This is a genomic window from Treponema primitia ZAS-1 (assembly GCF_000297095.1).
Lineage (GTDB): Bacteria > Spirochaetota > Spirochaetia > Treponematales > Breznakiellaceae > Termitinema > Termitinema primitia_A.
This window is the reverse complement of the sequence record NZ_AEEA01000039.1, coordinates 21179-28798: the sequence shown is the minus strand read 5'-3', so window position 1 is coordinate 28798 and position 7620 is coordinate 21179. Positions and strand designations below refer to the sequence as shown.

General features: G+C 51.3%; 6 protein-coding genes. 1 reads left to right on the top strand and 5 read right to left on the bottom strand.

What is annotated here, in order from left to right:
- The 3 genes from TPRIMZ1_RS18555 to TPRIMZ1_RS0106470 form a co-directional block, all read right to left on the bottom strand.
- Positions 1 to 629 (bottom strand): DUF3786 domain-containing protein (locus tag TPRIMZ1_RS18555; protein ID WP_010256549.1); only part of this gene is annotated, 629 nt, incomplete at its 3' end.
- The gene (acsV, locus tag TPRIMZ1_RS0106475) at positions 616 to 2544 is read right to left on the bottom strand and encodes a corrinoid activation/regeneration protein AcsV (RefSeq protein WP_010256545.1); all 1929 of its coding nucleotides are present in this window, start codon (positions 2542 to 2544) and stop codon (positions 616 to 618) included. The genes acsV and TPRIMZ1_RS18555, both read right to left, overlap by 14 nt.
- A 43-nt stretch (positions 2545 to 2587) precedes the next feature.
- Positions 2588 to 3847 (bottom strand): MFS transporter, encoded by a 1260-nt coding sequence (locus tag TPRIMZ1_RS0106470; protein ID WP_010256542.1) that lies wholly within the window; start codon positions 3845 to 3847, stop codon positions 2588 to 2590.
- Between the two features lie 164 nt (positions 3848 to 4011).
- Here TPRIMZ1_RS0106470 and TPRIMZ1_RS0106465 point away from each other — a divergent pair, with 164 nt between their 5' ends.
- Positions 4012 to 4638 (top strand): flavin reductase, encoded by a 627-nt coding sequence (locus TPRIMZ1_RS0106465; RefSeq protein ID WP_010256539.1) that lies wholly within the window; start codon positions 4012 to 4014, stop codon positions 4636 to 4638.
- 14 nt (positions 4639 to 4652) lie between these two features.
- Here TPRIMZ1_RS0106465 and TPRIMZ1_RS0106460 read toward each other — a convergent pair whose 3' ends face one another.
- Together TPRIMZ1_RS0106460 and TPRIMZ1_RS0106455 are read right to left on the bottom strand one after the other, a co-directional pair.
- Positions 4653 to 6062, bottom strand: a complete 1410-nt coding sequence (locus TPRIMZ1_RS0106460) for an ATP-binding protein (protein ID WP_010256535.1) — start codon at positions 6060 to 6062, stop codon at positions 4653 to 4655.
- Positions 6063 to 6149: 87 nt separating this feature from the next.
- Positions 6150 to 7613: a VWA domain-containing protein gene (locus tag TPRIMZ1_RS0106455; protein ID WP_010256531.1), complete on the bottom strand. Its 1464-nt coding sequence runs from the start codon at positions 7611 to 7613 to the stop codon at positions 6150 to 6152.
- Positions 7614 to 7620: the final 7 nt, after the last annotated feature.

The following is a 7620-nucleotide window of genomic DNA, read 5'->3' as shown; positions in this document are numbered from 1 at the left end:
ATAACAACTTCACCTACCACCGCCAGATCCTCAGCGGTAAAGGCAAAGATAAAATTATCGTCAAAAAGCATCTGAGCCGATGGCGGAAACTCCTCATCTCCGGCCCAAATTAAAAGGCTTATGAAAAGCCCGTTTAGAAACTCAAAACGGTAACCCGCGTCCCCCGTATCCAGGGCTTCAAAACAGAGTCCGGGAAGACCCTCCACCATCCACCTGAACGCCGCCAGATCGTTTCCGAAGCTATGGGCTGCCCGCTTAAGACAACGCCCTTCGAAGTTGCGGTAATAGGTCTCGCCCCAGGGGATTTCGTTATAAGAAAGCCTTTTCCCCCGGCTTTCAAAGAACTTTCCTTCGCAGAGATACCGGATAAGGAGTATCTTTTCATAGGGATCCCGAACATCGTCCCCTTGGAGACTGCGTAGTTCAAAAACCGGAAATGCCGCCCGGTATTCGGTCCCCATAAGGCGCAGCAGGAAAAAGCCTCCCCCTGCCTGGGTTTCCTCAAATAATAGGCCGCACCGTTCCGCAACCGCCCGGGGATCCAAGCTTTCATAGAGCCCCTGATAATGGGCTAACGGAACATCGCACTGCTGATTTTTTACCGGCGCCTCCGCGTTATCGGTCTTCAAAGAGGGCTCCGTTGGTATGGGGCAGGAAACAGGCTGCCACAAATTCGTCCATATACCCCGGATGGGACGATAATTCCAGGTAGGTCATCCCCCCGCTGATTTCCATAACCTTGGATGCGGCGCCGGAGGAATTAACCATGGCGTAGGCCCCGGTCAGACTGGTATTACCGATATAATGGTATTTTTCCAGGGAAATTTTAGGGAACATCCCAATACGGATGGCTTTTTCTACGTTGATCCCGCTCCCAATACCCCCGGCCACATAAACTTCCTCAATATCGTCCGGGGAAAAGTCCATGATCGCCAACATGGTCCTGATGGCGGAGAAAATTGCCCCCTTGGCCCGGATAAAACTGTCGATATCCGTCTCGTTTAACGCAATATCCTGTCCGCTAACACTATTTTCGGCAAAAGCCAGGATATAATTAGCCGCGCCGTACTCATCATGCCCAATCCGCTTGCCTTCCCGGATAAATTTCCCCTTGGCATTGATGATCCCGCAGCGGAAAAGCTCCCCAATGGTATCGATAAGCCCGGACCCGCAGAGCCCCGCAGCCTTCTGATCCACCCCTCCGATAATGGTAAGGGATGGCTCCATGGTTTCGGCGTCGATAGAGCATGCCTCTATCGCCCCGTCGGTGGCCCGCATACCGCAGCTGATGTCCCCGCCCTCAAAGGCAGGCCCGGCGGAACAGGCGCAGGACATGAGCAGTTCCGAATTGCCAAAAACCAGTTCCCCGTTGGTTCCCAAATCTATGAAAAGAGAAAAACTATCCTTTTTGTATATTCCCGATGAAAAGACCCCGGCGCTAATGTCCCCCCCCACATAGCTGCCTATGCTGGGGGCCAGTATCACTTCGGCATCGGGGTTGAGGTTCAAACCCAGGTCGCTGCTCCGGAAGCCATCGCCGTGGAAGAAGGCCGGCACATAGGGCTCCAGACGGAGGAAGTCCGCGTAAACCCCGGTAAAGAGCTGGGTCATGGTAGTATTGGCAGCCACCGCCGCCCGGTATATACCCGCAGGCTCGATTCCCGCTTTAGTACAAATCTCGCGGATCAGGGGGAGCATGGTCTCCTCAATCACCGCCTTCCGCAGTCTATCCAGACCGCCAGGCCGGGTACTTTCGATGATCCGGCTGATCACATCCGCCCCAAAGCGGATCTGCCCATTCCCCCCGGACCCCCCTGCCAAGAGCTTCCCCGTGCGGAGGTCCGTAAGCACCATGGCCACCGTGGTGGTCCCGATATCTACCGCCAGCCCCGGCAGAACCGCCTGAGCCCCGGCCGCGGCAGGGAGTATATCCAGGATCAGGTCCCTATCCGGGCCTTTCCGGGCAACACATATAATAGAAAAATCTGATTCCCGCAGGATACCGGGAAGCTTCCGCAGGGCAAAAATGCCGATCCCGGCTTCCCGGCCGGTCTCTTCGGCGTACTTAGCCAAAAGCCGTTCACGGTCAGCCATGGCGTCGTCCAGGGCAGGGAGTGTCAGGGTGATGGCTGTTGTTTCCAAGCCGCTATCTCCACGATAACCCAACTCGTCCAAATCCTTGCCCAGGGCGTCAAAGGCGGCCCGTTCCCGTCCTTCGCTGAGGGTCGTCACCTTGATACGGTTTTTAAAAGCCCCGGCGGAAAGAGGAACCTCTACACTAAGGTTCGACGCGGCTTTGATACCGCAGGCCAGCCGCCAGCCAGCCGCATAGTCCTCCGGGCTTATTTGCCGGGGCGCCTCCCCAAGCACGGTTCCTTCAAGCACCTTAACCCGGCATTTTCCGCAGGTCCCGTTCCCCGAACAGGGGGCGTCTATATCAACCCCGGCTTTCCGGGCAGTTTCGAGGAGGGTTTCCCCCTCAGGGGCAAGGGCGGAAACGGTAGCTCCGCCTTCAATTTTGAATACTATTTTTTGGCTGCTCATATCGTTATTATTTTATCAATTTAAACCCTAATACACGGTACTGTCAATCCGCATTTTCAATACGCTCCAGCTCAAACTGCTCCCCCCCTTCCCGCAAGACCCGATTACCTATAAAGAAGCCGCCAAGGATAATCGTTCCTGAACCGCAGAAAACCAGAATCCGGCTGATGGGGATCACGTCACCCAGGGGGCCAAAGACGATCATCCCCAGGGGCATCATGATGCTGGAAATCATATTTTGGAAACTGAACACCCGGCCCATAAATTGACTTTCCACTTTTTCCTGTAATAAAACGGTGAAGGGGGTGTTGAAAAAGGGTACGATCATACCGGAGAAGGCCATCACCATGATGTAGATTCCGTAATGGGGGACGAGTCCCAGACAGATGTCACCGCAGCCAAAAAGGAAACAGGCAAATGCCATGGTCCGGACACGGTTTTTAAAACCGCCCCAAACACTAATTAAAAGGCCGCCCAGGATCATACCCGCCGAAAACAGTATTTCCATTACCGAAAGCCGCCATACTTCGCCGCCGAATTTCCGGGCTATCTGAAGGGGCGTTAAGAAAACACCCGGGGTAATCAGCAGGAAAAAGAAAACAGAAAAGATGAACATCCTTTTGATAAACCCATGATCCAACATATAACGGCAGCCTTTTTTAAGATCCTCAAAATATGACCGGGAATTTGTACCGGCTGCTTTTTTCCACAGCGATTGTGTTTCACCGGGAATATGGACAAAAATAAACACAATATTGATACCGATGACGGCGGTGGCCACATCAATAAAAAAGATATACTCTATCCGTGAAAAGCTGAGGAGTGCCCCGCTGAGCATGGGGGCCAGCAGGGAAGACAGGGAATTGACGGAACTATTGATACCGTTCACCCGGGTCAGGTGTTCATCCGGTACCAGCTGGGGGATGAGGGCGTTTACCGCCGGTGTCTGCACACCGGTTCCCAGGGCCCGGATACCGAGGTTCAGAAACAAAAGCCAGATAAGATCGATTTTGCCGTGCAGAATAAAAAACAACGCCATAGCAAGGGTACTTAACGCGATGATCCCGTCGGCAATGTTGATGAGGAGTTTACGGTTATACCGATCCGCCCACACCCCGCCGAAGGGGGATATAAAAAAAGTCGGTAAGCTGCCGCAGATGATCGCAACGGTCATCATTGCCCCTGACCGGGTATGGAGGGTGATATACCAGACGATTGCGTAATGGACCAGGGCTGAACCGAAAAGGGAGATGGCCTGTCCGGTTAAAAACAGGACGGTATTTCTTTTCCAATTTTTATACATAGCGCTACGTCATTAAATGTACGGAGAAGCGGTGAATAAAGTCAAATTTGGATACCCTCAGGTAAATTTTACAAAAATTTATCAAAAAAAACTAGCCAACTCATTTTTTTATGCTATACTATAATAGATATTAGAAATTTTGTAGATTTTACAAAGGAGCAGGTATGTCTGATTTAACCGGTATTGATAATGCTGCATTTTTTAAGCTGAGTTATGGACTTTTCATTCTAACGGCAAAGGACGGCGATAAGGATAACGGCTGTATTATCAACACCGTTTCCCAGATGACGGATATACCCAAACGCATATCCCTTACGGTCAACAAAAACAATTTTACCCACGACATGATACTTAAAACCGGTATTTTTAATGTTTCTGTTTTAGGTGTTGAAACACCATTTTCTGTTTTTCAGCAGTTTGGCTTTCAGAGCGGCCGGACCGTTGATAAGTTTGCCGGTGCGCAGGAAAAAAAGCGCAGCCCTAACGGCATACTGTATGAACCCCGCTATGCCAATAGCTATATTTCCGGTAAAATTATCAGCACAAGCGACTACGATACCCACACTTTGGTTATTGCCGATGTCACCGAAGCGGCGGTGTTGAACGCCGTGCAGTCCGTAACATACCAGTATTATTTTGATCACATTAAACCCAAGCCTCCGGTAGAATCTTCCAAAAAGAAAGGGTATATATGCAAAATTTGCGGATATGTGTACGAAGGGGATGTACTCCCGCCGGATTTTGTGTGCCCCATATGCAAACATGGCGCTGCGGATTTTGAGAAATTGTAGGGACAATAATACTGTCAGCGGTTTACGTTCATCTCCCTAAAGCTAAGCAGCCTGACACCCCCCCTCTCTGCGGCTAGTTTTTTGCATCCCACGGTAAAGGGGCTCTTTGAAAAAAGGATGTAGTATTTCTGTTCAAACCGGAAATGATCCGCTTTTTGTAACAGGGCTTCAAGGACGTCCCTGCCGGTTCCTTCGTTTCTCCACTTGCATTCGCAGAACAGCGCATGGGTCTTGCCCTGAATTGCCAGGATGTCGATTTTGGATTCCATTTTCTGCAATGGATCATGTCCCCACCAGCGGCCCTCCTGCTGAAAAAAGAAGGGTAGTCTGCCTGCAGTGTTTTCCCGCCAGAGATACTGTCGGCAAATTTCTTCAAATACCCTGCCCATGTAGGCGCTGAACCCTTCGGCAATAAAGTCCCAGGCTTTCTCCGTGTTGTTATGCTGAATAATATCAATAATGCCGGGGATAAATCGGTACCAAAAACAGAAAAGATTATCCTTAACCGTGTAGAGCGATTTCCTGCCGCGGGTTTTTCCCTGAACCTCCTCGGTGACGGGCATTTCCCGTTCAACAATTCCCAGCTGTATGAGGGTATCAAGGTAGTGGCTTGCTACGCCGGTTTCCAGACCTGTTTTAGAGGCGATCTCCGAAACCCGGGTTGCTCCACGGGCAATCTCCCGAATAAGGGCGTTGTAGTTCGCCGGATCCCGCAGTTCCTGTTTCAGGAGATTTTCCGGCTCCTCAAAAAGAAAACCCTGGGGACTAAGGAAGTTGGCGATCACCTTTTCTTTGAGGGGTGCAGAGCCGATAAACCGGTTCAGGTATGAGGGAATACCCCCGGCCATGGCATAGATAGCGGCGCTGTCCTGGCTGTTTAGGTTGGGAAAAAATTCTCCGGCCTCAAAAAAATCAAAGGGCTCAATCTTATACTGAGCGGTTCGTCTTCCGTACAGAGGACTTTGGTACCCCAGCACCTGGTTTTCCATAAAGGAAAGGGATGATCCGCAGAGGATTAAAAAAAGCCTGCATTTTTTTGAACGGTGATCGATCTTTTCCTGGAGGGTCGAAGATATTCCCCGCCAAGCCCCTGCCAGGTAGGGGTACTCGTCAATCACAAAGATAAGCCGCTTGCCATCAGCGGCGCTGAAGACCCGGTCCAGGGCATCGTCGATAGACTGATAAACCGGCGCCTTTTCTACCCCAAACCGGGAGGCCTGAATACTCCCACTGAGCAGCACCAGATTTTCCGCCAGGTTGGTTTCCCGGCCGGTAAAAAATACCGCCGGCTTATCCTTAATAAATTCAACTATGAGGGATGTTTTTCCCACCCTCCGGCGTCCGTATATGACCGCAAATTCAAAATCGTTCCCGGCATATTGCTTTTCCAGAGCTTCCAGTTCCCGTTTTCTTCCCACAAACATCCTACGCCTCCGGATACTTTAGTGTAATATGATATAGTGTATCATATTACACTGTATCGTAATACACTAAAGTATAAACAATTTACCTTACCCGGTCAAGCCCTCCCGCTGTACCACATCATCCCGCAGCAGCACCGTGTTAAACACCGACACAAAACGTCGTATGTCCACGGGGTTCTTACGGTAGTCCGCATTGGAACCTATGGCGGAAAACCACCGTTCAAACGAGGTATCCCGGCCAAATCGGCCGTATCCCACGGCGGTTTTTTGGCAGCCCAGGTCTCGGGCGGCGCTGATCCAGTCGTTAAGGTCATCCTGGAAATCGCTGATGATAAAGAAACTGGACCGCTCGTTGAGGTACTGTTTACAGTATTCGATACCTGCACCCAACACGGTACCCCCGCCTAAGGTTATGGCGCCAATGTCCGCCAAGGAGGTATCGGAACAAAGGCTGTCGGACCAGCAGACCAGGCGGCTCAGGTGTTTGTTAAAGGCGCCTTTGTAAAAGGCTCCTTCGGCACGCATAATGGTTTGGATAACCCGCTTAACAAAGCCCGGAGGAACGCTGCCGGACACATCCAGCAGTATACACAGGTTGTTCAGGTTGTAGTTTTCAATGCGGTAACGCCGGGGGATGAGGATATCCCCAAACCGATTACGGTTAATATTATAGAGAATGTCCGTGTGGAGCCGGTTCCGCTTAAGGAGGAGGCTCCGTTCCCGCAGTATTCGTACCAGGTCCTTAACATCGTTTAATTCCGTAACGGTGTTGACCGTCTTGGTATCGGTATAATTATCGGTCCTGCCGTGCCTGATGACTTCCGGTTCGTAGGCGGCGTTGCTGTCCGCATCCGCAGCGGTCTTTCGGGTTTCCTGGATATCCTGTATACGCCGTTCAACGGCCTGCATGGCGTTATAGGCGCTGACGTCGCTCGACTTAATTTTTTTGCCCGGCCCGTCCCCTATATGGTCCAGAAAGAAGTTCAGCTCGGTGCAGAGGAAGCTCATATAGCTCATCCAGTCCAGTCCCTCGGGCCACGTCTCCCGGGGGAAGATGAATCCCTCCAGAGGACCGCCGGGCGTATTTTGCAGCGAAGTTTCCCGCGCAACTTGCAACACCTTACGATCCTCTTTGAAAAGCTTGGTATTTATCTCCATGGCCTGGGCTATGTCAGAAAAACGGTTGTAGATATACGTAGAATAGGTACCCAGCTTGGAGTTTAAGTTCCGCTCCGGAGGAAGGCGCGCAAGAAAACTGTGGAGGTTGCGCCGGAAAAATTCTTCAAACTGCTGGCGGTGCGCCCTGGGCCGGTTAAAGTGGTTGTAGAGGATATGCCCTTTCTCGTGGAGATCCCGGGCCATAAAAGTCGGCCTATCTGCTTTCCGGTCAATGTAGATACAGTACTCACCCCGCATGGCCCGGTAGGAAAAACTTAGCGGCGCCCCCTTTATCCCAGGGACGTCAATATAACTGATGCGGATATTAAGCCGTTCCAGCAGTTTGTTTGTTACCCGGTATTGGGCAGGCTCCCAATCTCCATTTTCCGGCAAGGCTTAG

Bases quoted from the DNA above. Each gene is read 5' to 3' on its own strand.
- acsV (WP_010256545.1), bottom strand. From the start codon at position 2,544: ATGAGCAGCCAAAAAATAGTATTCAAAATTGAAGGCGGAGCTACCGTT.
- TPRIMZ1_RS0106470 (WP_010256542.1), bottom strand. From the start codon at position 3,847: ATGTATAAAAATTGGAAAAGAAATACCGTCCTGTTTTTAACCGGACAG.
- TPRIMZ1_RS0106465 (WP_010256539.1), top strand. From the start codon at position 4,012: ATGTCTGATTTAACCGGTATTGATAATGCTGCATTTTTTAAGCTGAGT.
- TPRIMZ1_RS0106460 (WP_010256535.1), bottom strand. From the start codon at position 6,062: ATGTTTGTGGGAAGAAAACGGGAACTGGAAGCTCTGGAAAAGCAATAT.